Origin of the sequence: Nocardia pneumoniae NBRC 100136 (assembly GCF_000308755.1) — a bacterium.
GTDB classification, from domain to species: Bacteria; Actinomycetota; Actinomycetes; order Mycobacteriales; family Mycobacteriaceae; genus Nocardia; species Nocardia pneumoniae.
The window spans coordinates 1-25927 of sequence record NZ_BAGF01000019.1 but is presented as its reverse complement, the minus strand read 5'-3'; the positions used below and the strand labels follow the sequence as shown (position 1 = coordinate 25927).

Below are 25927 nucleotides of genomic sequence, written 5' to 3'. Positions count from 1 at the left end.
CGTACGGCGCGGCGGCGACGGCCGTAGTTCGATTGCTCCCGCTTCGCTCCGCACCGGCCCGGGCGGCTTGTCGGTGGCGCGGTGCACACTGATGCCATGGCCCAGTTCTCCCGCGCGACCCAGGAGTGGTTCGACGGCGCCTTCCCCGCGCCTACGTCCGCCCAGCTGGGGGCATGGCGGGCGATCGCGGCGGGCGAGCACACCCTCGTCATCGCGCCGACCGGGTCGGGCAAGACGCTGTCCGCGTTCCTGTGGGCGATCGACCAGCTGGCTACCCGGGAGCGGACCGCCGAGTCCACCGGCACCTCGGTGCTGTACGTGTCGCCGCTGAAGGCGCTGGCCGTGGACGTGGAGCGCAATCTGCGGGCCCCGCTGGTCGGCATCACGCAGACCGCCAAACGGCTGGGCGTCGAGCCGCCGGAGATCACCGTCGGCGTCCGTTCCGGCGATACCAGCGCCGCCGACCGCCGGTCCATGCTGCGCACCCCGCCGGACATCTTGATCACCACGCCGGAATCGCTGTTCCTCATGCTCACCTCGGCCGCGCGCGACACGCTGCGCGACGTGCGCACGGTGATCGTGGACGAGGTGCACGCGATCGCCGGATCCAAACGCGGCGCGCACCTGGCACTGTCGCTGGCCCGGCTCGACCTGCTGACCGAGCGGCCCGCCCAGCGCATCGGCCTGTCCGCCACGGTCCGGCCGCCGGAGGAAGTCGGGCGATTCCTGGTCGGCAACGCGCCGATCACCCTGGTCGCGCCGCCCGCGCCGAAGACGTTCGACCTGTCGGTGCGGGTGCCGGTCGCGGACATGACCGAGCCGGGCGACTCCGACCAGCCCGGGTCGATCTGGCCGCACGTGGACGAGGCGATCGTCGATCTCGTCCTGGAGCACCGGTCCTCGATCGTGTTCGCCAACTCGCGCAGGCTGGCCGAGCGTCTCACCGCCCGGTTGAACGAGGCCTACGCGGCACGGCTCGGCGAGCCGGTGCAGACCGAGCACGAACCGCCTGCCCAGCTCGGGCCGTCCACCGAGGTGATCCACGGGGCGGGGCCGCTGCTGGCGCGGGCGCACCACGGTTCGGTCAGCAAAGAGCAGCGAGCGCTGATCGAAGACGATCTCAAAAGCGGGCGGCTGCGCTGCGTCGTCGCGACCAGCAGCCTGGAACTCGGCATCGACATGGGTGCGGTGGACCTCGTCGTGCAGGTGGAGGCGCCGCCCTCGGTAGCGAGCGGATTGCAGCGGATCGGACGCGCCGGACATCAGGTCGGCGAGATCTCCCGCGGAGTGATCTTCCCGAAACACCGCACCGACGTCATCCACTGCGCGGTGGCGTCGCGGCGGATGACCGCGGGGCAGATCGAGGCGATCCAGATACCGGCGCACCCGCTGGACATTCTCGCGCAGCAAACCATCGCCGCGTGCGCGCTCGACCCGATCGACGTCGACGCGTGGTTCGACGTCGTGCGCGGGACGGGAAGTTACGCGTCGCTGCCGCGCTCGGCCTACGAATCGGTGCTGGACCTGCTCTCCGGGCGCTACCCCTCCGACGAGTTCGCCGAACTGCGGCCCCGGCTGGTCTGGGACCGCGACGCCGGGACGCTCACCGGACGGCCCGGCGCGCAACGCCTGGCCGTGACCTCCGGCGGCGCGATCCCCGACCGGGGCCTGTTCGCGGTGTACATGGTGGGCGAGAAGGCCTCGCGCGTCGGCGAACTCGACGAGGAGATGGTCTACGAGTCGCGGGTCGGCGACGTGTTCGCGCTCGGGGCGACGAGCTGGCGGATCGAGGAGATCACCTTCGATCGGGTGCTGGTCACGCCCGCGTTCGGGCAGCCGGGCCGGTTGCCGTTCTGGCACGGCGATGGGCTCGGGCGGCCCGCGGAGCTCGGTGCGGCGCTGGGTGAGTTCGTGCGCACGGTCGGGCAGCGCCTCACATCCGAGCCGGACGCCGCGACCGGAACGCGGAAGGCAGTGCGGCGAAAGTCCGCCAGCGCCGAATCCCGCACGGACCCGGCGCAAGACGGCCTCGCACAGGTGCTGCGAGAGGCCGGTCTGGACGACAACGCGACCGCGAACCTGCTCACACTGCTGGACGACCAGCGCACCGCGACCGGGCATCTGCCCACCGACCGCACGCTGGTCGTGGAGCGTTTCCGCGACGAACTCGGCGACTGGCGACTGGTCCTGCACTCGCCCTACGGGCTGCCGGTGCACGCGCCATGGGCGCTGGCCGTCGGGGCCCGGCTGCGCGAGCGGTTCGGTGTGGAAGCGGCGTCGAACGCCTCCGACGACGGCATCGTCGTGCGGCTGCCCGACACCACCGATGATCCGCCCGGCGCCGAGCTGTTCGTGTTCGAGTCCGACGAGATCGACGACATCGTCACCGAGCAAGTGGGCGGCTCGGCGCTGTTCGCCTCCCGGTTCCGGGAATGTGCGGCACGCGCCCTGCTGCTGCCCCGCCGCGACCCCGGCAAGCGCGCCCCGCTGTGGCAGCAGCGCCAGCGCTCGGCCCAGTTGCTCGATGTGGCGCGCAAGTTTCCCGAGTTCCCGATCCTTTTGGAGACGGTGCGCGAATGCCTGCGCGACGTCTACGATCTGCCGTCGCTGCGCGAGTTGCTCGGCCGGGTGGCACGCCGCCAAGTGCGACTGGTCGAGGTGGAGACCGCGACGCCGTCGCCGTTCGCGAACGCCCTGCTGTTCGACTACATCGGCCAGTTCATGTACGACGGCGACAGCCCGCTGGCCGAGCGCCGCGCCGCCGCGCTGTCGCTCGACTCGGGTCTGCTCGCCGAGTTGCTCGGCCGGGTGGAGCTGCGCGAACTGCTCGACGCCGCGGTCATCGACCAGACCGAGCGAGAGCTGCAGCGGCTGACGCCGGAGCGGCGCGCGAGAGACGCCGAGGCCTTGGCGGATCTGCTGCGACTGCTCGGGCCGCTGACCGCCGCGGAAGCCGCCGAGCGCTGCGACGAGCATCCGGGGGAATGGTTCGCGAGCCTGGTGGCCGCGCGGCGGGCACTGGAGGTGTCGTTCGCGGGCCGGAACTGGTGGGTGGCGGTGGAGGACGCGGCCCGCCTGCGTGACGCGCTGGGGGTTCCGCTGCCGATCGGAACGCCCGCGGCGTTCATCGAGCCGGTGGCCGATCCGCTCGGTGACCTGATCGGCCGCTATGCCCGCACGCACGCGCCGTTCGGCACCGAGGCGGTCGCGGCCCGGTTCGGGCTCGGCACCGCCGTCGCCGCTTCCGCGCTGCACCGGCTCGTCGCCGAGAAACGCGTGGTGGAAGGCGAATTCACACCCGGAGCCGCCGGATCGGAATGGTGCGACGCGCAGGTGCTGCGCCGACTGCGCCGCCGGTCGCTCGCCGCCGCACGGCACGAGGTCGAGCCGGTCTCCACCGCCGCGTTCGGCCGCTTCCTCCCGTCCTGGCAGCACATCGGGACCGGTGAGCTGCGTGGCGTCGACGGCGTCGCGGCCGTCGTGGAGCAACTCGCGGGCGTGCCGATTCCGGCGTCGGCCTGGGAATCGCTGATCCTGCCCGCGCGAGTGCCGGACTACACCCCCGCCATGCTCGACGAGCTGATGGCGACCGGAGAGGTGATCTGGTCCGGACATGGCGCCATCACCGCGAAGGACGGCTGGATCGCCCTGCACCTGGCCGACCAAGCCCCGTTCACGCTCGCACCACCGGACGAGATCGATCTTTCGGACGTCCAGCTGCGGCTGCTCACGGCCATGGGGGCGACCTTCGTGCCGTGGACACCCCCCGGAACCGCCGATACCCCGGCAAGCCGGGAGCCGATACCGCTGGACGAGCCCGATCCCCCCGCGGTCGACGGTAGTGGCGCGCGTGGCAATTCGGCCAGGGGGCAATCCGCCGTACCGACAACACGGGTAAGCCGCGATGCGCCGATCGACGCCGATACCCCGGCAGACCGGACGTCCGCACCACTCGATGAGCCGAACCAGCCGAGCACCAAGAGTACTGATGCGCAGGGAGATTCGACCCGCGAACCATCTGGCGAGCGACCGACAGGCCACAGGGGCGAAGCTCCGATCGGAGCCGCCGATACCAGGGCGGACCGGGGACCAGCACCGCTGGATGGGCGGGATTCGTCGGCGGTCGAAAATGATGGTGCGCATGCGCATTCGACTGGCGGCGGGTCCACCGGGCGCGCAACACGCGTAGGCGGTGATGCGCGGGCGAGCACCGCGGCGCACACCGACTCCCGCGGGCAGTGGTCACCGATCGGCTTCGCTTCCCCGGCCGAGAGAGAACATCTCGGCGCAACACAGCGACTGACACCGGTGCCGCAAGGTGGCGGTGCGTTCTTCTTCCGGCAGCTGTCGGATGCCACGGGTCTCCTCGACGATTCCGCGGTGGTTACGGCGCTGTGGGAACTGGTCTGGGCGGGATTGGTTTCCGGCGACACGTTCGCCCCGGTCCGCGCGCTGCTGGCGGGAACGACGCGGACCACCACCGCCCATCGCACACCCCGGCGCGCTCCCCGCGGCCGCGCCTACCTACCGAGGCCGAGCATGCCGACTCGTTCCGGTCCTCCTTCGGTAGCCGGGCGGTGGTCGCTGTTGCCGGAGCGCGTCTCGGACAACACCGTGCGCGCGCACGCGACCGCTGATCTGCTTCTGGAGCGGTACGGGGTACTGACCAGAGGACCGGTGCAGAACGAGGGCGTCCCGGGCGGATTCGCGCTGATGTACCGGGTTCTGACCGAATTCGAGGACCGCGGCCGTTGCCGCCGCGGGTATTTCGTCGACTCGCTCGGCGGCGCCCAGTTCTCCACCACTGATGTGGTGGACCGACTGCGCTCCTTCGACACCGAGCGAGGCCGTCCCGAGTTCAGGCAGCCGACCGGCACGGTCCTGGCGCTGGCCGCCTGCGATCCCGCCAACCCGTACGGCGCTGCGCTGGCCTGGCCGAAGAGCGACGTCGATGGCGGGCATCGGCCCGGACGCAAAGCCGGAGCGCTGGTCGTGCTCGTGGACGGGGAACTGGTCCTCTACCTGGAACGGGGCGGCAAGACCCTCTTGACCTTCACCGAAGACCCCGACGCCCGCCGCGGGGCCGCGCAGGCCCTGGCCGACCTGGTGCGGAACCGTCGCGTGGACTCGCTGGTCATCGATCGCGTCAACGGAGACACCGTGCACGGCAACACGTTCGCCGGGTTCCTCACCGAGGCGGGCTTCTCCACCACGCCGCGCGGCTTGCGCCTGCGGAGCCGCCCATGAGTCCGGATACCGGCACCGGGGCCGCCTGATGCCCGAGGGCGACACCGTATTCCTCACCGCCAAGCGGCTTCGGGCCGCATTGGCGGGAAAAGAGCTGACCCGCAGCGACTTCCGAGTGCCGCGTTTCGCCACGCTCGACCTGCGCGGGCAAGTGGTCGAGAGCGTCGGCAGCTACGGCAAGCACTTGTTCATCCGTACGCCGACCGTCAGTGTCCACACGCACCTGAAGATGGAGGGCAGCTGGCGGGTATTCCACTGCGGACAGCGCTGGACCAAACCACGGGTCGCCGCGCGGGTCGTGCTGAGCACCGAGGAAGTGGAAGCGGTCGGGTTCTCGCTGGGCACCGTCGACGTGGTGCGGATCGGCGACGAACACCGGATCGTCGGCCATCTCGGGCCGGATCTACTCGGTCCGAATTGGGACGCGGCGCAGGCGGTCCGACGGCTGGAGCGGTATCCGAACCAGCCGGTCGGCGTCGCCCTGCTCGACCAGCGCAACCTCGCCGGCATCGGCAATATCTACCGCAGCGAGGTCTGTTTCCTCCGCCGCGTCCACCCCGCCACCCGAGTCGGCGACGTCCCTGATCTGCTCGCCCTGGTCAACGAGGCGCATCGGGTACTGACCGAAGCCGTGGACAAACCCCCACGACGCCCGCTGGCCTACGGCCGCACCCATCGTCCATGCCAACGCTGCGGTACACCGCTGAAGGCCGACCTGCTCGACTACACCGCACCCGATTACGACCGCGTAGTCCAGCGGGAACGCGGCATCTACTTCTGCCCGCGCTGCCAGCCCGTTCCGCCGACGTAGCCTGGCAAGCCACACCGAGGCCGCCGAACATGGCAATTCGCCCCGTGGCTTACTACGGTGCAGGCAAGTGCCGTCCGGCGGTGGTAACCGCATCCGTGGCTTTACCGACCATCGCATCGACTGTTCGTGTCGTTCGCCCTATCCCGCCGCTGTGTGAAAGAGCACGTCCGGGTCGACCTGCACCTCGGAGCAGGGCGGTGTGGCGCCAGTGAGTAGTAGCGCGGCGGCCGTCGAGCAGTCCGGCCTGCGCGAGCACGTTCATGGCAAGAATCTACCCAAGAATGTCTTTTCGGACTCTCGGCTGGGAGGTAGGCGTCCGGTCACAGTGGTCCCATGAGTGAAACCACAGAAACGGGAGTGTCGAGGAAGGCCGTTCGGGTCGATGGCGAAACGGCCAGCTACTTGACTGCGGGGCCGGGCGGCCCGGCGGTGTTGCTGCTGCACGGGACGTATTGGAGCCGGGTGTGGCTTCCGGTGCTCGGCCACCTCGCCCGGGCAGGGCTGCGACCCGTTGCGGTCGATTTTCCTGGACTGGGGCGCTCGGGAGGCGAGCTCACCGTGGAAACGGCCACGGTGCCGGCTCTCGCGGAATGGGTGGTGCGATTCGTGTCCGCGCTGAAGCTCTCCGGGCCGATCGCCGTGGCAGGTCATGACATCGGCGGAGCCGTCGCCCAGCATCTTCTCGCCTGTGATCGGCTGGCGGTGTCCCGGCTGGCCCTGGTCAACTCGGTCGCCTACGACTCCTGGCCCGCGCCCCACGTGACACGGTTCCAGGACCCGGAGGTCGTCGCGGCGACCACCGCCGACGGCTTTCTCACCGCCCGCCGACAAGCCGTCACCACGGACCTGGCCGGTGCCGCCACCGAGCAACGGATCGCCGACTACCTGGATCCGTGGATAGATCCGCGGGTCCGCCGCTCCTGGCTGGCCATGGTCGCCGCAGCCGACAGCCGTTACACCCTGGATCTCGTTCCCGCGCTGCGGCGTTCCACGACGCCCAAGCTACTGATCTGGGGTGCGGACGACCGCTTCGAAAAGGTCGAATACGCCGAAAAATTCGTCGCGCAGATCCCGTACAGCACACTCGTACGCATCCCGGAAGCCGCACACATCCCGACCGAGAACGCTCCCGACCAGGTCGCCCGCGCTCTCATTGATTTCTCCACGCCTGCCGGAGACAGCTGACGACAGTCGACACAAGTGAGCCGCACATGCGCGGCCCGGGTTCAGGCGGGTGCGGGATGTCCGATGCGCGAACCGAGCCCTGGATTCGGCGTGGACGAGCATCACCCCTCGGACGGCACCGGTTCCAGGATTTCCGGGCGGGGCTCGGGTGCCGCGATTCGCAGGGCGTCCGCGGAGGCGTCGTCGGGCTGGGTCTGCGAGCGGACTTCGGCCTCGACCCGCGCCTGATAGGTGCGGACCTCCCGGTCGATCTCCTCCTCGTCCCAGCCCAGGATCGGGGCGACCAGCCCGGCCACTTGCTCGGCGCAGTTGGCGCCGCGGTGCGAATACTCGATCGAGATCCGGGTCCGCCGGGCCAGGATGTCGTCCAGGTGCAGCGCGCCCTCGGCCGCCGCCGCGTAGACCGCCTCCACCTGCAAATAGGAGGGCGCGTCCGTAATCGGTTGCAGCAGTTCCGGCTTGTCCTCGGCCAGGGCCATGACCTCGTAGATCAGCGAGCCGTACCGGTCGAGCAGGTGCTTGATCCGGTAGGGATGCACACCGTAGGTCTCGGCCAGCTGCACCGTCTGGTTGACCAGCGCGAAGTAGCCGTCCGCGCCGAGCAGCGGCACCTTCGCGGTGATCGACGGGGAGACCCGGGCCGGAATGTCCTGCGCCGCTTCGTCCACGGCGTCGTAGGCCATCACGCGATAGGTGGTGTACTTGCCGCCCGCGATGCCGACCAAGCCGGGCGCGACCCGGGCCACGGCGTGCTCACGCGACAGCTTGGAGGTCTCGTCGCTCTCTCCCGCCAGCAGCGGGCGCAGCCCGGCGTACACGCCGTCGATGTCGTCGGGCGTGAGCGGCGTGACCAGCACCTGGTTCACCCGTTCGAGCAGGTAGTCGATGTCGGCCTTGGTGGCGGCCGGGTGCGCCAGGTCCAGGTTCCACTCGGTGTCGGTGGTGCCGATGATCCAGTGCGTGCCCCACGGGATGACGAACAGCACCGAGGTCGCGGTGCGCAGGATGATCGCGGTGTCGCTGACGATCCGATCGCGCGGCACCACGATGTGCACCCCTTTGGACGCCCGCACGTGGAACCGGCCCCGCTGATGCGACAAGGCCTGGACTTCGTCGGTCCACACGCCCGTCGCGTTGATCACCACGTGTCCGCGGACCTCTCCGGTGCGCCCGTCCTCGGTGTCGCGCACCTTGACGCCGACCACCCGGTCGGCCTCACGCAGGAATCCCACCACCTGGGTGGATGTGCGGATCACGGCGCCGTAGTGCGCGGCCGTGCGCGCCACCATCATGGTGTGACGCGCGTCGTCGACAACCGTGTCGTAGTAGCTGACGCCGCCGATCAGCGAGTCGCGCCGCAACCCCGGCGCCAGCCGCAACGCGCCCGCACGGGACAGGTGCCGTTGACCGGGAACGGTTTTCGACCCGCCCATGGTGTCGTAGAGGACCAGTCCGGCGGCCACGTACGGACGCTCCCAGGCGCGGCGGGTCAGCGGATAGAGAAAGCGCAGCGGCTTGACCAGATGCGGCGCCAGGGTGGACAGCGAGAGCTCGCGTTCCCGCAGCGCCTCGCGCACCAATCCGAACTCCAGCTGTTCCAGATACCGCAGTCCACCGTGGAACATCTTCGACGACCGGCTGGAGGTGCCCGAGGCGAGATCGCGAGCCTCGACCAGCGCGACGCCCAGACCCCTGGTCGCCGCGTCCAAGGCGATACCGGCCCCCACCACCCCGCCGCCGACGACGACCACGTCGAAATGATCCTTGTCGAAGCGCTCCCACGCCGTCGCGCGCTGCTCCGGGCCGAGGAACTGCGAATCCGGTTTGCTGGCCATGCTCGACTCCTCCCGCCGACGCGGATGTGTCCGACCTAGCCTTCCACACCAGGCTAGGCGAATCGGGAGTGTTTGTTCCCCAGCACCTCTAGCCGCGAACTGAAAATGATCAATTTCACCCTGACGGAGCGCCACCGCCCAGCCAGCAGGCCCAAAACCCGTTTTCGAGCATCACGAGACAAGTAACCTGCACGAATGCGTCGTTATGTGGCCGCCATCGACCAGGGCACGACCTCGAGTCGGTGCATCGTCTTCGACCGGCAGGGACGCGTCGTCGGCGTCGCGCAGCGCGAACACGAGCAGATCTTCCCGCAGCCGGGTTGGGTCGAGCACGATCCCGAAACGATTTGGCGCAATACCGAATTCGTGCTCGGCGACGTGCTGGAACGCACCGGGCTCGGCAGCGGCGACATCGCCGCGGTCGGGATCACCAATCAGCGCGAGACCACCGTGGTGTGGGATCGCAAGACCGGCGAACCGGTGCACAACGCCATCGTCTGGCAGGACACCCGCACCGACCGGCTGTGCGCCGACCTCGGCGGAGACCTGGGATCGACCCGCTACCAGGACCGCACCGGCCTTCCCCTGTCCACCTACTTCGCCGGGCCGAAGCTGCGCTGGATCCTGGACAACGTCCAGGGTGCGCGAGAGCGCGCGGAGGACGGTGAGCTGTGCTTCGGCACCGTGGACAGCTGGGTGCTGTGGAACCTCACCGGCGAGCACATCACCGACGTGACCAATGCCTCCCGCACCATGCTGCTGGATCTGCGCTCGCTGCAATGGGACTCGCAGATCTGCGCGGAGTTCGGCGTGCCGGAGTCGATGCTGCCGCGGATCGTGAGCTCCTCGGAGGTCTACGCGCCGATCAACTCGGGGCCGCTGGCCGGGGTGCCGGTCGCGGGCATCCTCGGCGACCAGCAGGCCGCCACCTTCGGTCAGGCGTGCCTGTCGCCGGGTGAGGCCAAGAACACCTACGGCACCGGTAACTTCATGCTGCTGAACACCGGAACCACGCCGGTGTTCAGCAAGCACGGCCTGCTCACCACGGTGTGCTACCGCCTCGGCGAGGCCGACCCGGTGTACGCGCTGGAAGGGTCCATCGCCGTCACCGGCGCGCTGGTGCAGTGGTTCCGCGACAACCTCGGCATCATCTCCGCCGCCGACGAGATCGAGCCGCTGGCCCGCAGCGTCCCCGACAACGGCGGCGCCTACATCGTGCCCGCCTTCTCCGGGCTGTTCGCGCCGCGCTGGCGGCCGGACGCACGCGGGGTGATCGCCGGGCTCACCCGGTTCGTCACCAAGGCGCATCTGGCGCGAGCGGTGCTGGAATCCACCGCGTTCCAGACCCGCGAGGTGGTCGACGCGATGCGCGCCGACGCCGAGGCCCAGCGGCTCGGCCTCGAGCTGACCACCCTGAAGGTGGACGGCGGCATGGTCGGCAACGACCTGCTCATGCAATTCCAGTCCGACATCCTCGACGTGCCCGTGGTACGTCCGGTGGTGAACGAGACCACCGCGCTCGGCGCGGCGTACGCGGCCGGGCTCGCTGTCGGCTACTGGGCGGGCACCGACGACATCCGGGCCAACTGGGCCGCCGACAAGACCTGGCACCCGGCCATGCCGGACGCGGACCGGGACGCGCACCTCGCGGCGTGGAACAAGGCGGTCGAGCGCACCTACGACTGGGTCGGCTGACCGTTGGGCGGCGCGCTACCCGACGGCGTCCGCCAGCCGGTCGACAGCCAGTTCCAGCGTCGCCGCGTCGGACGTGGTGAAGCACATACGCATCGAGTTGCGGTATCCGCCGTCGACCGCGAACGCCGACCCGGGAACGTAGGCGACCCCGGCTGCGAGCGCACGCGGCAGCAACTGGTCGGTGTCGGTGCCGTCGGTGAAATCGGCCCAGACGAACATGCCGCCCGCGGCATCAGTGCACCGCACGCGGTCGCCGAACCGGGTGCGCGTCGCGTGCACGAGCGCTTTCGCCCGTTCACCGTAGACCGCGCGGACCTGGTCGACATGACCGGCCAGCCACGTCGTGTCGGCGAGCAGGTCGGCGGCGATCTGCTGGGTGAGCGCCGACCCGCACAGGTCCGCCCCCTGTTTCAGCAGTTCGACCGCGCGGCAGACCGGTTCGGGCGCGACCATCCAGCCGACGCGCAGGCTCGGCGAGAGGATCTTCGACGCGCTCGACAGCCGGATGACGTTGCGTGAGTAGGACGCCACCGGTTCGGGCGCGGGGCTGTCGAACCACAGCTCACCGTAGGGATCGTCCTCGATCACCCAGAATCCGTGGCGCTCGGCGAGCTCGGCCAGTTCCGCGCGGCGCCGCGGGCTCATCGTCACGCCACCCGGATTGTGGAAATTGCTCACCGTGTGGACCACGGAGGGGCGCTCACCCCGCGCGATCAGCTCGGCGATGGCCTCGGTGCGCATGCCCTCGCCGTCCAGCGGCACCGCGGCGATACGCGCACCCGCGGCCCGGAAGACTTGCAGTGCACCGACATACGCCGGATCTTCGACGACGACCAGCGCGCCCGGGTCGAGCAGCACCTCGGACAGCAGCGACAATGCCTGCTGCGAACCGTGGGTCACGAACACCTCGGCGAGTTGGACCGGGCGGCCGAGTCTCGCCGACTCCCGGTGGGCGAGCACTTCGCGCAGCGGCGTCCACCCGGTCGACTCGGTGTATTGCAGGCAGCCGTTGTGGCTCAGCGCAGCGTCCGCCGCCGCGGCCAGGCGCTCACGCGGCATGAGCTCGGCGTCCGGCAGGCCGCCCGCCAGGCTCACGATGTCGGCACGCGAGGTCAGCTTCAGCAGATCACGGATCGCCGAACTCCGCAGGCCCTCCAGTTTGCCTGCCAGCGGTGGAATGGTCGGCGACATGGGATACCTCCGGGGAACGCCGCGGGACGCGATATCTCACTGTCGCACACCCGGACCAGAAGCTGAAATATTCATCCCATGATCTGGGAACCGCCCTGGTTACAGGCGGTCCCTGATCGCGTAGACCAAGATTTTGCCGTCCCGGCTCGCCGTGGTGACCGTCTGCTTGTACACCGTGGTGGTTCCGTCGGGTCGATGCTCGGTCAGGTCGACGTCGAAGGTGTCGGCGGCCGTCTCGGTGATCCGCAGGCAATGCGTGGTGCCGACCGGCACCTGCTCGTCGATGCCCTTCTGAATGACCTCCGCGGCCGAGACGTTCTCCGCGTCGGCGGCGACGAACCGCCTGGCCCGCTCACCGCTGCGCTCGACGTAGAAGGCGTACTGCAAGCCGAGGATGGCCCCGGGGCCGCTGCTGGTGTCGCCCGCGCCGTTGCCCACCGTGACCTTGCCGTCCTTGCTGGCCGGGCAGCTCAACGCCGCCGTGGTGGTGCCGATATCGGGAGCGGCGCCGGTGTCGCCGTTGTCGCGGGAGACCGCGATGATGGTCACCGTCAGCGCGATCAGCACCACAACCGCGGCGAGCGCCCCGAGCACCACCCATCGCGGCGAGGAGCCGGAGCGCCGCGCGGGCGCGGGCGTCGGGGGCACCCGCAACGCCAGCCGCATGGCGATCGGGTCCTCGGCCCAGGACAAGCCGGAGTCGGCCGGCGCAGGCGGCTTCGGCACGGCACCTTCGGCGGTCGGCTGCTTCCACCACGACTCCTGCTCGCCGCCCGTGGTCTGTGGACGCGCGGCCTCCGCGGCAGGCTGCTCGGGCTGGACAGGCGTCGTCGGCCGTTCGGTGTAGACCGCGGAATCCGGCGCACGATAGTGCGGGGCCGGTGGGGGCGTCGTCTGCGGCTCGCCCGCGGGACGCCAGATCAGTTCGGGGTGGTCGGTGGGCTGCTGCGGGACCTGCCAGCGCGGGCCGGTATCGGCGCCCATCGGTGGACCGAATTCCGAAACGGGCGGCCCGAATTCGGAAACCGGCGGCCCGAACTCCCCCAGCGGCGGACCGAACTCCGACCCGGACCGGTCGGATTCGTTCTCCCTCGCATCACCCTCGGAGGTCACACCCAATCCTTTCCCAGGACACACGAGTGGGGCGGTCGTGAACGACCGCCCCACCCGTCGAGATCAGCTCGTGTCAGTACTGGAGCGAGCCACCCCACTGGGCGGTGACGCCAGCCACGTCGACGGTCTGCGGAGCGATATCGCCCGACTGAAGCGGAAGCTTAACCTGTGCGGCGGCCTCCAGGGCGGCCGCGCCGCCCGGCTGCTCACGGATCCAATCCTCCACCGCGGCCTTGGCCATGTTCAGCTGGGTGGTGTCGAACACCGCGGTGGTGTTGTTGTCGGCCAGGCCCTCGCCACCGGTGTAGGTGGTGAGCTTGACGGTGTTCTTGTCGACGAACTCCACCGAGACGCCCGCTTCGCCCTGGCCGGTCGGCGTGCGGTAGCCGATCGTGCCGACGTAACCGGCCTCGTTGCTGAAGTGGTGAGTGTTCGCCACGTAGCCCGGCAACACGTTGTTGCCGTTGAGGTTCGCGCCGATCTCCGCATGCGGACCGGTCATCTCCACGACCGGAGCGGGCGGGGCGGCCTCCTGACGCGGGGCCTGCCAGCGCGGCTTCGGCTGCGCCAGCGTGGAGCTCTCCGGCTGCTGCGCGTCGGCGTTCTCGCCGCCTTGCGTGCCCGGCCGCGGGGCGGCCTGCTGACCAGGCTGCGGGGACGCCTGCTGGCCGGCCTCCGGGGCGGCCTGATCCGGCACCACCGCGGGCTGCGGCTCGCCCGGCTGCTGGCCGGGGACCGGCAGCGGCGCGACGCGCGGGGAGGTCACACCCGGCTGCGTCGGACTGGCCAGTCGCGGATCCTTCTGCTCGGGCGCGGCATGGTCGGAGTCCGGAGTGGTGACGCCGGGCTGGCTCGGCGTGGGCTTGCTCTCCGGCTTCTGCGGATCTTGCTTGGACTCCGGCTTGTTCGGTTCCGCCTGAGTGGTCTCCGGGGTGCTCGGCGACTCGGTGACGCCCGGCTGCGTCGGCTGATCGTTGGGAGCCGCCCCCGCCGGCGCCGCGAAGAGAGTGGCCACCGCGGCCGCTGTGGCCAGTGGCAACGAGGTGCTCGCCATCGCTCGCTGCGCCCTACTCGGCTTACGATGTTTCACTTGCAATTCCCTTCCCGGGTGCGGCTGGTCGGCCGCATTCAGTTGTCCCTGGGTGAGACGCCCGATCGTCGAACGACCCGAATCGTTCGCCGTGCCGATTTGGAAAGGAACCCATCCCCCCGCACCGAACCTCGCGACCGCCCTCCGATCGCATCTCTGTCGAGGAGTGAACCACATGTGCGCACAATGAGCAACGCAGCGAATAACCAAGGGTGGCAAGCCCACCGGGGCCGCATGCCAGCCCCGTGTTCCGGGGGCAGGATGTCCGATACCGGACACGGCACAGCGCGCGTCAGGACGACGTCAGTCCAGGTCGTCGTGCCGCATCAGCAAACGGGCCGCCTCGGTCACCGATCCGGTGAGCGACGGGTAGACCGAAAAGGTCTGGGCCAGGTCGTTCACCGTCAGGTTGTTCTGCACCGCAAGGGCGATCGGCAGAATCAGCTCCGAGGCGATCGGTGCCACGACCACGCCGCCGATCACCACGCCGGTCGCGGGGCGGCAGAAGATCTTGACGAAACCGCGTCGCAGACTGGACATCTTGGCGCGCGGATTGGTGTTCAGCGGCAGCATCACCGTGCGCGCGGGCACCTCGCCGTTGTCGATCGCGGTCTGGCTGACCCCGACGGTCGCGATCTCCGGCCGGGTGAACACCGCGGAGGCAACGGTCTTCAAGCGAATCGGGCTGACGCCCTCGCCGAGCGCGTGGTACATCGCGATGCGTCCCTGCATCGCCGCCACCGAAGCCAGCGGCAGCAGACCGGTGCAGTCCCCCGCGGCGTAGACGCCGGGCACCGACGTGCGCGACACCCGGTCCACCCGCAGATAGCCGCCGCGGTCGAGTTCGATGCCGACCCGGTCCAGCCCGAGCCCCGCGGTATTGGGTGTCGAGCCGACCGTCATCAGCGCGTGCGAGCCGGAAACCGTGCGCCCGTCGGACAACTTGACCACGATGCCCTCGGCGGTGCGCTCCACCGCGTCCGCGCGCGCGTGCTTGACCAGCTCGACGCCACGTTCGGCGAGCGCGTCCTCCAGCACGAGCGCCGCGTCGGCGTCCTCGCCGGGCAGCACGCGGTCGCGGCTGGAGACCAGCTTCACCCGCACGCCCATTTCGGTGTACGCGGAGACGAACTCGGCGCCCGTCACGCCGGAGCCGACCACCACCAAGGTCTCCGGCAGCTCCTCCAGGTCGTAGAGCTGACGCCAGTTGAGAATGCGCTCGCCGTCCGGTTCGGCGCCGGGCAGCACCCGGGGGCTGGCCCCGGTGGCGATCAGCACCACCTCGGCCTCGATGGTCTGCTGCGAGCCGTCGGCCAGCTTGGCGAGCACCCGGTGCGCGGCCAGCCCACTGGCGCGATCGATCAGCTCGCCGCGACCGGCCAGCACCGTCACCCCGACGGTCTGCAGCTTCGAGCGGATATCCGATGACTGCGCCAGCGCCAGCGCCTTCACGCGCGCGTTCACCTCGGGCAGCTGGACGTGCGCCTGATTCGGGTCGAGGGTGATCCCGAGATCCCGGGCGCGGCGCAGGTCGGTGCGCACCCCGGTCGAGGCGATGAACGTCTTGGAGGGGACGCAGTCCCACAGCACACACGCCCCGCCGATGCCGTCGGAATCGATCAGCGTCACCGACGCCCCGTGCTGGGCCGCCACCAGCGCCGCCTCGTAGCCGGCCGGTCCGCCACCGATGATCGCGATGCGGGTCATTGATACCTCCGCTCGTGCTTCGCGCCGGGATCTCCGGCCGCGATGTCCACGTTATCCGGCAACCACCTCGCACTTCTTACCGCGTTGCCGGTGCACGGCTGCTCCGCGCCGCGCGCCGCGCCGCAGGTGCGGCAATCGAACGCGGTCGGCGAAGGTTATTGGCTACCCTTTGCTGGTGCCGATCTATGCCGCCTACGGGTCCAACATGGACGCAACGCAGATGCTCGAGCGCTGTCCGCACTCACCCATGTCCGGGACGGGCTGGTTGGAGGGCTGGCGGCTCACCTTCGCCGGTGACGACATCGGCTGGGAAGGGCCTCTCGCGACGGTCGTCGAGGACCCGGGTTCCCGGGTGTTCGTCGTGCTCTACGACGTGTCCCCGGAGGACGAGCAGCGGCTGGACCGCTGGGAGGGTTCGGACTTCGGCATCCACAAGAAGATCCGCCTGCGGGTGACCCGCGACGCCGACGGCGACAGCGAGCCCACCCTGGCCTGGCTCTACGTGCTCGACGCGTACGAGGGCGGGCTGCCATCGGCCCGCTACCTCGGCGTGATCGCGGACGCGGCCGAAAAGGCAGGCGCGCCAGCGGATTACGTACACGAGCTACGTACCAGAAACAGCCGAAACGTGGGGCCGGGCAACTTCGGCTGACCACGCGGTCCACGCTGGACGACAGCGGAGTGGCCGAACTTCCGGTTCGGCCACTCCGCTATCCGATCAACACACTCCCACCCCGGTCGGGTGCGAGACCATCGAACACGTTCGCGGCACGGTTCTTATCCGGGTGTGCGAAGCGCATGCGAGGCAGGCCGCGAGTCCCGCCCGCACCGCTCACCCGATCACTACCGCGAATCCCACCCAGCCCCGCCGGGTGCGAGTCTTACGAGCACCGTTCGCGGCCCGTCTCGCGTCCGAGCGGGCGAAGCGCGTGCGCCGAAGGCGCGAGTCCCGCCCGCTCGGGCGCGAGACTTCCCGGGGCCGCGAACACCCAGCGCCGCAGGCGCGGCAAATCAAACACAGCCGAGGACGATATTGCTCAGCACCCGGACGCCGACCGCGAGCGCCCGCTCGTCGATGTCGAAGGTCGGCTGGTGCAGATCCAGCTGTTCGCCTTCGCCGGACCAGACACCGAGACGGGCCATCGCGCCCGGCACCTCTTCCAGGTACCAGGAGAAGTCCTCGCCGCCGCCGGACTGCATGGTGTCGGCCAGCGCGTCGGGGCCGAGCGCGCGGATCGCGTCCTCGAAAATGCGGGTGGAGTGCTCCTCGTTGACCACAGGAGGCACGCCGCGCCGGTAGTTGAGCTGGTAGCGCACGCCGGTCGGGGCCAGCAGCCCGTCGACGATCTCGCGCACCATCGGCTCCAGCAGCGACCAGGTGTCGTGATCGCCGGTGCGGATGGTGCCGGTGAGCATGCCGGTCTGCGGGATCGCGTTCGGCGCCTTGCCCGCGCTCACCGCGCCCCACACCATCACAGTGCTGGTGCGCGGGTCGATGCGGCGGCTCAGCAGGCCGGGCAGGCCGGTGATCACCGTGCCGATCGCGTAGACCAGGTCGCTGGTCAGGTGCGGGCGTGAGGTGTGGCCGCCCGGTGAGTCGAGCACCAGCTCGATGGTGTCGGCCGCCGAGGTGATCGCGCCGACGCGGATGCCGACCCGGCCCACCTCCAGCCGCGGATCACAGTGCAGCGCGAAGATCCGCTCGACGCCCGCCATCGCACCGGTGGCGACCACGTCGATCGCGCCGCCCGGCATGACCTCCTCGGCGGGCTGGAAGACCAGCCGCACACCGACCGGCAGCTCGGGCACCTCGGCCAGGGCCAGCGCCGTGCCGAGCAGGATCGTGGTGTGCGCGTCGTGGCCGCACGCGTGCGCCACGCCCGGCACGGTGGAGGCGAAGCTCAATCCGGTGAACTCCTGTAGCGGCAGCGCATCGATGTCGGCGCGCAGACCGATCCGGCGCCCCTCGGGACCGATATCGCAGATGAGACCGGTGCCGCCCGGTAGGACCTGCGGCGACAGGCCCGCCTTGGTCAGCCAGGCCGAGACGAACTCGGTGGTGCCGAACTCGGTGCGGGACAGTTCCGGGTTGGCGTGGATGTGCCTGCGCCACTGGATCAGGTCGACCGTGTGATCGGCCAGCCACGACTCCACCGCTACCCGCCCGGATATCAAGGTCTCCGGCAGCGCGGAGCTCCCGAGCCCTTCCGTGACCACGCGGGCGCCCGCTGTCGAACCCGTCGCCTGCGCCGCCGAACGGCCGGTTGTGCTCACCGAATGTCCTCCTGTCGTTGAACTAGCCGTTGCAACAACCTGTCTCTATGGATGTCATCGCGTGCGACCCCGATCGCGGTACGCGCGAGGGCGAGCGCACCATCGAGGACCGCGCGATCGGCCGAGGCGTTGACGCTCGCCGCGGCGAAGCCTGGCTGATGTGTCACCGCACCACCGGCATCGATGCCGATGACCGGGTGAATGCCCGGCATGACATTGGTCACGTTGCCCATGTCCGTGCTGCCCAGCGGCCGTTGCGCCTCGAGTTCCGGGGCGAGCGGCACGCGTCCCAATCCGATGATCTGCTCGCGATAGGCGAACAATAACTCCGGATCCGGGGTCAACTCGGTGTACGTCGGCGCGAGCGTCCGGATTTCGTGGGTGCAGCCGGTCGCGAGGGCGCCCGCCTCGAAGCACGCCGACGCTCGTCGCGTCAGGTCATCGAGGGATGCGGAGTCGACTGCGCGTAGGTAGTACAGCAGTTCCGCACGTCCGGGCACGATGTTGGGAGCTACGCCACCGTCGCCGACTATACCGTGCAGTTGCTGGCCGGGCAGGAGATGTTGTCGCAGCAACCCGAGGGCGACCTGCGCGACGGTGACCGCGTCACCCGCGTTGCGGCCCTGTTCGGGGGCCGCGCTGGCGTGCGCTTCGCGCCCGTGGAAGACCACCGACACGTCGGCCAGCGCCAGCGAGCGGGCCCCCACGATGTCGAGCGGACCCGGGTGCACCATCATCGCCATCGCGACGTCATCGAACACGCCGCGTTCGAGCATCAGCACCTTGCCGCCGCCGCTCTCCTCGGCGGGCGTGCCGAACACCAGCACGGTGATGCCGAGCGCGTCGGCGACCTCGGCCAAGCCGAGCGCCGCGCCCACCGAGGAAGCGGCGATGATGTTGTGGCCGCAGGCGTGCCCGATCTCCGGCAACGCGTCGTACTCGGCGCACAGGCCCACCGTGAGCGGCCCGCTGCCGTAGCTGGCGCGGAAGGCCGTCGGTAAGTCCGCCACCCCGGTCTCGATCAGGAAACCACGCTCGGCCAGCGGGGCGATGGTCTTGGCGACGCTGCGCGTCTCCTCGAACGCCAGCTCCGGTTCGGCGTGGATCGCGTGCGAGAGCGCGATCAGCTCGGCGGACGCAGCGGTGATCGCCGCGTCGCTGCGACCGGCCGCGTCGGCGTCCGAGCGCACAGCGTGGTCGTCGCGGTGCGATCGGTCGTGCCCGCTGCGCGGTGGTGGCATGCAACACAGTCTCGCAGCATTTGTTTTGCAGCGCCTGCGGCGCTGCGTGTTCGCGGCCCCCTTGTGGCTTGCGTCCGAGCGACCGCCGCTGGCGACTTCGTTGCGAACGCGTCGGCCACTCGGACGCGAGCCGGGCCGCAAACGGGCAATGCCAGGTCTCGCTCCGCTCGAAAACGAGGGTTGAACCGGTGTGGTCACGTGGGCCGAAATCGCACGACCTGGGTTTGGTGCGCCTCTGGCGGTCAATCAAGTACCGGACCGCTGCGACCACTCCGGGACTGCGCGGTGACCACATTCACCTACCACCACTGCGTGTGGGCCCGCGATGGGTGACGATTGCGCGCGAGGTCGGGTGGAACCGCACTCCACAGCTGGCGCCTCCGGCGCGGAGGTGTCGACCGTCCGTCCACGAGCTGGGGCTGGAACGGCGCCATTGACGCCATTGGCAAGGGGAACGCAGTCCGACGCGCGTGGTACGGCGGAGGCGGTCAGCCGAAGGCCAGGTTCTCCGGGGTGGTCGGCACGGCCAGTCCGGTCAGCGCCTTCGCGTGCAGCGCGCGCTTGATCACCGGCAGGTTGGGCTTGCGGTTGCCCGCCAGGGCGGCCGCCCGCTCGATCGCGGTCGGGAGCAACGCGGACGCGTCCGCCTTGGCGTCCACGATGCCCACGGCAATCGCCTCGTCGGCCGGGTAGCGGTGACCCGTCGTCATCGCCTGCACGCAGACCTGGTTGCTCAGCCGCTCGGTGAGCAGGGCGTTCATGCCGATGGTGAACGGCATGCCCAGGTGCACCTCGGGCAGGCAGTAGAAGCCGCGGTCGGCGCGCATCACCCGGAAGTCGTGCGAGGTGGCCAGCATCGCGCCCGCGCCGAAGGCGTGGCCGTTGATCGCCGCGACGGTCGGCAGCGGGAAGGCGAGCAGGCGGGTGTAGAGCGAGTGCACGCGGTCGAGGTAGCCGTGGATCTTGTCCATGTTGCCGAACAGCCAATCGGTGTCCAGGCCGTTGCTGTAGAACTTGCCGGTCGCGGTGGTCACCAGCGCGGCGGGCCCCTCGGAGCTCTCCACCTTGTCCAGCAGCGCGTGGACCTCGTCGATCCAGTCCGGGTGGAAGCGGTTCTCACTGTCGGTCTGTCCCTCGGCGCCGAGGTAGACGACGAAAACTTCCCCTTCACGTTCCAGATACGGCATGCGTGCAGCGTATCCGGCCGCCGGGGAAAGTCCTACTCGCGGGTAGGGCTCCAGTTACCGCCCGCGTGACGTCAGCTCCCCTGGACAACCGGTCCGCCCGCCGACCTGGCGCTAGAGTGACGATCATGCTTGCCCAAGAGGCCGCTGAGGCGATCGCCGAACGTACGGGAGTGCCACGCCATCGGGTCGCGGTGGTGCTGGGATCCGGCTGGCAGGACGCGGCCGCCGAGATCGGGACGCCGCGGGCGTCGGTGCCGATGCCGGAGCTGCCCGGTTTCGGGACGCCCACCGCGCAGGGCCATGTCGGCATGGTCCACACGGTCCAGGTGGACGACACCGCCGTGCTGCTGCTGATGGGGCGCCAGCATCTCTACGAGGGCTACCAACCCGCCGACGTGGTGCATCCGGTGACGGCGGCGATCGCCGCGGGCGCGGAGATCGTCGTGCTGACGAACGCCGCGGGCGGCATCCGTCCCGGCCTCCGGGTCGGCGATCCGGTCCTGATCAGCGACCACCTCAATCTGACCGGCCGAACGCCGCTGGCGGGCGCGACCTTCGTCGATCTGGTGGACGCCTGGGATCCCGAGTTGCGGGCCCTGACCCGAGAAGTCGACCCGAGCCTGACCGAGGGCGTGTACGCGGGGCTCACCGGCCCGCAGTACGAGACTCCCGCCGAGATCCGGATGCTGCGCACCATCGGCGCGGACCTGGTCGGCATGTCCACGGTGCTGGAGGCGATCGCCTGCCGCGCGCTCGGCGCGCGAGTGCTGGGCATCTCGCTGGTCACCAACCTGGCCGCAGGCGTCACGGGCGCGCATCTGTCCCACGCCGAGGTGCTCGCCGAAGGGCATGCCGCCGCGCCGCGCCTTGGCAAGCTGCTGCGCGGCGTGCTGGAACGGGTGTAGATGCTGCGCTTCGGCACGGCCGGGTTGCGCGGCCCGCTGCGCGACGGTCCGGACGGCATGAACGTCACCACGGTGACCAGGGCGACCGCCGGGATCGTGGACTGGCTGCGGGGCCGCTGTCTCGGCGGCGGCGCGGTGGTCGTCGGCCGCGACGCCAGGCACGGGTCCGCCGAGTTCGCCACGGCGACCGCGGAGATCTTCGCCGCGGCGGGTTTTCCGGTGACGCTGCTGCCGCGCCCTCTGCCCACGCCGGTGGTCGCGTACGCGGTGCGCGAGCTCGGCGCGGTCGCGGGCGTGCAGATCACCGCATCGCACAATCCGGCCACCGACAACGGCTACAAGGTCTACCTCGACGGCGGCTCGCAGTTGATCGCCCCGGCCGACACCGAGATCGAGCGCCGCATCGAGCAGGTCACCGAGCCGGTCGATCGTGCGCCGGTCGCCCCCGCGAGCGACGACATGGTGCGCCGCTACCTGCGGCGCGTCGCCGAGCTGCCCGCCCTGATCGGCGGTCCGGGCCAGCGCGCCGGCATCCGGATCGCGCTCACCCCGCTGCACGGCGTGGGCGGTGACCTCGCCGTCGAAGCGCTCACCGCCGCCGGTTACGCCGACATCCACGTCGTCGAGGAGCAGTTCGAGCCCGACCCCGACTTCCCCACCGTCGCGTTCCCGAATCCGGAGGAACCCGGCGCCACCGATCTGCTGCTCGCGCTGGCCGCCCGGGTCGGCGCCGACGTGGCGATCGCGCTCGACCCGGACGCGGACCGCTGCGCGGTGGGCGTTCCACTGGCGGACGGCACCTGGCGGATGCTGCGCGGCGACGAGACCGGCGTGCTGCTCGGGGACTGCGTGCTGCGCACCGCGGCGGACGGCGCGCTGGTGGCGACGACGATCGTGTCCTCGCGGCTGCTGTCCAAGCTGGCTCCGGCGCGCGGCGGCCGCTACGCGGAGACGCTCACCGGCTTCAAGTGGCTGGCCCGCGCGGGCGACGGCCTGGTGTACGCCTACGAGGAGGCGATCGGCCACTGCGTCGACCCGGCGAAGGTCCGGGACAAGGACGGCATCTCCGCCGCCGTGCTCGCGGCCGACCTGGTCGCCCGGCTGAAGGCGGCGGGCCGCACCCTGCACGACGAACTCGACGACTACGCGGTCGAATTCGGCCTGCACGCGGGCGAGCAAGTGGCGCTGCGACTGGCGTCGGCCGCCGACGCCGCCGCGGTGGTCGAGCGGTTGCGGGCGAACCCGCCGGACGAGATCGCGGGCGAACCGGTGAAATACACCGACCAACTCGAGGTGCGCGGCCGGATGCGGACCGACGCCCTGATCTTCGAGGGCGCCTCGTCCCGCTTGGTCGTGCGTCCTTCCGGCACCGAGCCGAAACTCAAGTGCTACTTGGAGGTGGTCGAACCAGTCGCCTCGCACGCCGACCTTCCGGCCGCGCGAACGTCTGCGCGCGAACGTCTTTCGGCACTGAAGGACTTCTGCATCACTCTCTGATTCCGCCCTGCGCGGGCCGGACCGCGATCGCCGACATCATCGAGACCGGGCACGATGCAGGCGTCCACGTTCAGTCTCACGTCGACGACCACGGCAAGCCGCCCGGCAGACCCGAGTCTTACAACGTCGCAACGGCTCCCGCGCCGGGTCAACGCGAGAGCGGAACTGCCGATCACCCGCGTCGCCAAGGCCGGGCTCGATGAAGGCGTTCTCGTTCAGCCCCGAGTCGACCACCGCCGTGACATGCGCACCGGCACACACACCCGAGCCTTCCACCGGCACAATACCTTCCGGGGCCGCGACGACGACGCGCACCGCGGTGGGTTGCTCGCACCGGAAACAAAGGATGCGAATCCCGCCACGCGGTGGCGTCGGTGCGCTTTCTCTCGCCGGGTCAGCGTGGGCCGAACTGCCTGTCCCCCGCGTCGCCGAGGCCCGGCACGATGAAGGCGTTCTCGTTCAGTCCGGCGTCGACCACCGCCGTGACCAGGCGCACCGGCAGGTCCGAGTCTTTCAGGGCCGCAACGCCTTCCGGGGCCGCGACGACGCACACCGCGGTGATGTCGGTGGCGCCGCGTGCCGCGAGCAGTTCGAGGGTGTAGCGCATCGAGCCGCCGGTGGCCAGCATCGGGTCGAGCACGAAGACCGGGAATCCGGCGAGGTCGGCGGGCAGCGATTCCATGTAGGGCACCGGCAGATGGGTGTTCTCGTCCCTGGCCAGGCCGACGAATCCGATCCTGGCGTCGGGAATCAACTCGGCGGCCGCGTCGACCATGCCGAGCCCGGCGCGCAGCACCGGAACCAGCAACGGCGGCCGCGCCAGCCGGACGCCCTCGGTGGCGGCGACCGGTGTGACGATCGGGAAACGCTCGACCGGCGCCTCGCGCAGCGCCTCGTAGATCAGGATGCCGGTCAGATCACGCAGTGCGGCACGGAAAGCCGGATTGGGCGTGCGCTCGTCCCGCATGATGGTGAGCAGGGCGGCGACGAGTGGATGGTCCACGGTGTGGGTGCGCATGAGGGAACGATAAGGTCGATCGGGGGCGCGCCGCCGGACTCGACCCGACTTTTTTCCGAAGCGGCGGAACCGAACCGGAACAGCGCGCGTCGAACCAAGTGGATGACGTACTCTGCCTGGGAACAACAGATGGGGGAAGCTCTGATGCGAAAGATGTCGGCGGACACGGAGGGCATCGCCGCCTACGGTGCCACCGCCCACGTCATGGCGGGCGAGATGGCGGCGGCGGGGGTCAGCGCGGCCGCGGCGGAGCCCGCGTTGCTAGGTCCGATCATGGGACTCGTCGGCGCCGACTTCATGGCGGCCTACACCGCGGCGCACGCCGGGCACGTCGCCGCGATCGGCCAGTTGTCCGCGGTGCTGACCAGCATGGGTGGCGCGGCCACCGGCGCGGCGACCGTCCTCACCGAGACCGACACCTCCGCCGCGAGCGCGCTGCGGAGCGCGGCCACCGACCTGGAGTGAGCCTGTGATCGATATCAACGCGCTGGCCAAACCGATCCTGGACCTGCTCGCCAGCTTCGGCTCCGGCGTACTGCCCGCCGGCGGTCCCACCGACGCGCTGCGCAGCACCTCGGCCGTGGTCGATCAGATCCACCAGATGGGCCGCGACAGCATCAACGGGATGAACGCCGCGTGGGACGGCCGCGCCGCCGACGCCGCCACCGCCAAGGCGCTACGGGTGCAGACCTCCGCGGCCACCATCTCCGATCGCGGCAACGAGATGGCCACCGTGGTGAACCAGGCCGCCGCCGAGGTGGAGACGGGCCAGAAAGAGCTCACCGATATCGCGCAGTCGTTCGTGAACACCGCGGCGAGCATGGGTCCGGCGTTGGCGACGCCGCAGGGGTTGACGGTGCTCGTCGGCTCGGCGATCGACCATCTCGGCCAAGCGCTCAACGTGGTCGGCCGGGTACAGAACGAGTTGCAGACGCACACCGCGTCGATGAACGACCTCACTCCGCCGCCGCCGACGCCTCCGCCCGCCGGACTGCCCGTCGCCGCCTCCGCCTCCAGCGCCCAGCAGCTGGTTTCCACCGCGTCCGGCGTGCTCACCGGCGCGGGACAGATGATGAGCACCGCGATGAGCTCACCCCGCCCGCACGGAACTCCCGGCACCACGCGAGGCACTCCGGGTCCGCACCAGCCCGACACCGGTTCGTCGGGGAATCCCGCCGACGGCAAGGGCGTGAAGATCACGCTGCCCGACGGCAGCGTCGTCGAGGCGCCGAACGAGCAGGCCGCCACGGCGGTCCGCTCGGCGATCGGCGCCGTCGGCACCCCCTACGTCTGGGGCGGCAACACCCCCGGCGCGGGACTGGACTGCAGCGGGCTCACCAAGTACGCCTACGGCGAGGCGGGCGTCGACCTGCCCCGGCTCGCGGCCGAGCAGGGCAACGGGGCCACACCGGTGTCCCCCGGCGACCTGATGCCCGGCGACCTCGCGATCTGGGATGGCCATGTGGCCATGGTGATCGGCAACGGGCAGTTCGTCGAGGCGGGTGACCCGGTCCAGATCAGCTCGATTCGAACGGAGAACTCAGGCATGGACTTCTACGGTTTCTACAGGCCGACAGCATGACCCAACCGCAAGTCCCCAACGTCACCGTCGCCGCCAGCAGCAACCGGTCGGGCACCATCTCGGTGCGAGCGACCGACCAGGGCATGCCGGTGGAGATCAAGTTCGAGCGCAGCGAATACCGTTACGGCGCACAGTCACTCGCCAACGAGATCCTGCGGCTCACCCAGCGCTCGGCCATCGCGGCGCGCGCCCGGCGGCGCGAACTGCTCGCCGAGGCGGGCATGCCCGCGGACATCCTCGACCGGCTCGGCCTGCCCACCCGCCAACAGGCGGTGGACGAACTCGACCGGATCGACGACGCGGACACGGGGCCGACGAGCTGGATGAGGCCGGTGTGAACGAGCAGAGC

At 70.2% G+C, this 25927-nt stretch carries 19 protein-coding genes and 2 pseudogenes; 11 read left to right on the top strand and 10 right to left on the bottom strand.

What is annotated here, in order from left to right:
- Positions 1-96: 96 nt before the first annotated feature.
- The 4 genes and pseudogenes from ON34_RS04880 to ON34_RS04870 all read left to right on the top strand — a co-directional run.
- Positions 97-3738 (top strand): annotated as a pseudogene (locus ON34_RS04880) (ATP-dependent helicase); the annotation flags it as partial.
- Between the two features lie 504 nt (positions 3739-4242).
- Positions 4243-5247: pseudogene (locus tag ON34_RS38760) on the top strand (Lhr family helicase); the annotation flags it as partial.
- 28 nt (positions 5248-5275) lie between these two features.
- Entirely contained in the window at positions 5276-6058 is a 783-nt protein-coding gene (locus ON34_RS04875; RefSeq protein WP_040774778.1) for an Fpg/Nei family DNA glycosylase, read from the top strand.
- Between the two features lie 333 nt (positions 6059-6391).
- The gene (locus tag ON34_RS04870) at positions 6392-7243 is read left to right on the top strand and encodes an alpha/beta fold hydrolase (protein WP_040774776.1); all 852 of its coding nucleotides are present in this window, start codon (positions 6392-6394) and stop codon (positions 7241-7243) included.
- Between the two features lie 101 nt (positions 7244-7344).
- On the opposite strand, the gene ON34_RS04865 is transcribed toward ON34_RS04870, so the two are convergent.
- On the bottom strand, positions 7345-9078 hold the full coding sequence (locus tag ON34_RS04865) for a glycerol-3-phosphate dehydrogenase/oxidase (RefSeq protein WP_040774774.1): 1734 nt from the start codon (positions 9076-9078) through the stop codon (positions 7345-7347).
- Between the two features lie 195 nt (positions 9079-9273).
- Here ON34_RS04865 and glpK point away from each other — a divergent pair, with 195 nt between their 5' ends.
- Positions 9274-10773 (top strand): glycerol kinase GlpK, encoded by a 1500-nt coding sequence (gene glpK, locus ON34_RS04860; protein ID WP_040774772.1) that lies wholly within the window; start codon positions 9274-9276, stop codon positions 10771-10773.
- Between the two features lie 15 nt (positions 10774-10788).
- Here glpK and ON34_RS04855 read toward each other — a convergent pair whose 3' ends face one another.
- The 4 genes from ON34_RS04855 to ON34_RS04840 form a co-directional block, all read right to left on the bottom strand.
- The gene (locus ON34_RS04855) at positions 10789-11964 is read right to left on the bottom strand and encodes an aminotransferase-like domain-containing protein (protein ID WP_040774770.1); all 1176 of its coding nucleotides are present in this window, start codon (positions 11962-11964) and stop codon (positions 10789-10791) included.
- A 99-nt stretch (positions 11965-12063) separates the two neighbouring features.
- Positions 12064-13077 carry a DUF8176 domain-containing protein gene (locus tag ON34_RS04850; RefSeq protein WP_040774810.1) on the bottom strand — a complete coding sequence of 338 codons (1014 nt, stop codon included), beginning with the start codon at positions 13075-13077 and terminating at the stop codon, positions 12064-12066.
- A gap of 73 nt (positions 13078-13150) precedes the next feature.
- A complete protein-coding gene (locus ON34_RS04845) occupies positions 13151-14167 on the bottom strand; it encodes a hypothetical protein (protein ID WP_245547888.1) in 1017 nt (338 codons plus the stop codon).
- A gap of 303 nt (positions 14168-14470) precedes the next feature.
- Entirely contained in the window at positions 14471-15874 is a 1404-nt protein-coding gene (locus ON34_RS04840) for an NAD(P)H-quinone dehydrogenase (protein WP_040774768.1), read from the bottom strand.
- A gap of 175 nt (positions 15875-16049) precedes the next feature.
- Here ON34_RS04840 and ON34_RS04835 point away from each other — a divergent pair, with 175 nt between their 5' ends.
- Positions 16050-16526: a gamma-glutamylcyclotransferase family protein gene (locus tag ON34_RS04835; protein WP_040774806.1), complete on the top strand. Its 477-nt coding sequence runs from the start codon at positions 16050-16052 to the stop codon at positions 16524-16526.
- A gap of 359 nt (positions 16527-16885) precedes the next feature.
- Here the strand turns inward: ON34_RS04835 and ON34_RS04830 are convergent, their stop codons facing one another.
- From ON34_RS04830 to ON34_RS04820, 3 genes are all read right to left on the bottom strand, one after another.
- Positions 16886-18028 (bottom strand): M20 family metallopeptidase, encoded by a 1143-nt coding sequence (locus tag ON34_RS04830; protein WP_373291861.1) that lies wholly within the window; start codon positions 18026-18028, stop codon positions 16886-16888.
- A gap of 116 nt (positions 18029-18144) precedes the next feature.
- Complete coding sequence (locus tag ON34_RS04825; RefSeq protein ID WP_083889152.1) at positions 18145-19389, bottom strand: M20 family metallopeptidase; 1245 nt, start codon at positions 19387-19389, stop codon at positions 18145-18147.
- Positions 19390-19877: 488 nt separating this feature from the next.
- The gene (locus ON34_RS04820) at positions 19878-20576 is read right to left on the bottom strand and encodes an enoyl-CoA hydratase-related protein (RefSeq protein WP_040774764.1); all 699 of its coding nucleotides are present in this window, start codon (positions 20574-20576) and stop codon (positions 19878-19880) included.
- Between the two features lie 125 nt (positions 20577-20701).
- Here ON34_RS04820 and ON34_RS04815 point away from each other — a divergent pair, with 125 nt between their 5' ends.
- Positions 20702-21481: a purine-nucleoside phosphorylase gene (locus tag ON34_RS04815; protein WP_040774803.1), complete on the top strand. Its 780-nt coding sequence runs from the start codon at positions 20702-20704 to the stop codon at positions 21479-21481.
- The gene (locus tag ON34_RS04810) at positions 21482-22978 is read left to right on the top strand and encodes a phospho-sugar mutase (RefSeq protein ID WP_040774762.1); all 1497 of its coding nucleotides are present in this window, start codon (positions 21482-21484) and stop codon (positions 22976-22978) included.
- Between the two features lie 36 nt (positions 22979-23014).
- Here the strand turns inward: ON34_RS04810 and ON34_RS34355 are convergent, their stop codons facing one another.
- A complete protein-coding gene (locus ON34_RS34355) occupies positions 23015-23293 on the bottom strand; it encodes a uracil phosphoribosyltransferase (RefSeq protein ID WP_373291859.1) in 279 nt (92 codons plus the stop codon).
- Positions 23294-23372: 79 nt separating this feature from the next.
- Positions 23373-23996: a uracil phosphoribosyltransferase gene (gene upp / locus ON34_RS04805; RefSeq protein WP_040774761.1), complete on the bottom strand. Its 624-nt coding sequence runs from the start codon at positions 23994-23996 to the stop codon at positions 23373-23375.
- Positions 23997-24149: 153 nt separating this feature from the next.
- Between upp and ON34_RS04800 the strand changes: the two genes are divergently transcribed.
- From ON34_RS04800 to ON34_RS04790, 3 genes are read left to right on the top strand one after another with little or no spacing between them, the layout of a single operon-like run.
- On the top strand, positions 24150-24461 hold the full coding sequence (locus ON34_RS04800) for a hypothetical protein (RefSeq protein ID WP_245547887.1): 312 nt from the start codon (positions 24150-24152) through the stop codon (positions 24459-24461).
- A gap of 4 nt (positions 24462-24465) precedes the next feature.
- Positions 24466-25578, top strand: coding sequence for a C40 family peptidase (locus ON34_RS04795; RefSeq protein ID WP_040774758.1), 1113 nt, complete (start codon positions 24466-24468; stop codon positions 25576-25578).
- Positions 25575-25916, top strand: a complete 342-nt coding sequence (locus ON34_RS04790) for a hypothetical protein (protein WP_040774756.1) — start codon at positions 25575-25577, stop codon at positions 25914-25916. Before ON34_RS04795 ends, ON34_RS04790 begins: the two co-directional genes overlap by 4 nt.
- The last annotated feature ends 11 nt before the right edge of the window (positions 25917-25927 follow it).